General features: G+C 73.4%; 1 protein-coding gene. It reads right to left on the bottom strand.

Going from position 1 to position 537, the window contains the following annotated elements; all coding sequences use genetic code 11:
- The coding region (locus ADK55_RS18985) for an acyl-CoA dehydrogenase family protein (protein WP_199826564.1) at positions 1–537 on the bottom strand (537 nt) is incomplete at both ends.

Below are 537 nucleotides of genomic sequence, written 5' to 3'. Positions count from 1 at the left end.
TTCCAGCCCATCTTGGGCTCGTCGGGGCCGAAGGAGAGGCCGGCGTCGGCGCGTTCCACGATGAAGGCGGAGATCCCGCGCGGCCCGTCGGCTCCGGTGCGGGCCAGGACCACGTACACGTCGGAGGCTCCGGCGCCGGAGATGAACTGCTTCACGCCGGTCAACACGTAGTGGTCGCCGTCGCGTTCGGCGCGGGTGCGCAGCGCGGCGGCGTCCGAGCCGGCGCCGGGCTCGGTGAGGCAGTAGCTGCCGAGGGTGCGGGCGGAGCAGAGCCCGGGCAGCCAGCGCTCGCGCTGGTGGGGGTCCCCGTACGTGTCGAGCATCCAGGCGACCATGTTGTGGATGGAGAGGTAGCCGGCGATCGAGGGGCAGCCGGTGGCCAGCACTTCCAGGACGAGCACCCCGTCGGCGCGGGTGAGCCCGGAGCCACCGGACTCCTCGCGGACGTAGATCCCCGCGAGGCCGAGGTCGGCGGCGCGGCGGAGCACGTCGACGGGGAAGTGCTTGTCCTGGTCCCAGGCGATGGCGTGCGGGGCG

Source organism: Streptomyces sp. WM4235 (genome assembly GCF_001279725.1).
In the GTDB taxonomy this organism is placed as follows: domain Bacteria; phylum Actinomycetota; class Actinomycetes; order Streptomycetales; family Streptomycetaceae; genus Streptomyces.
This window is presented reverse-complemented; position numbering and strand designations above follow the sequence as displayed.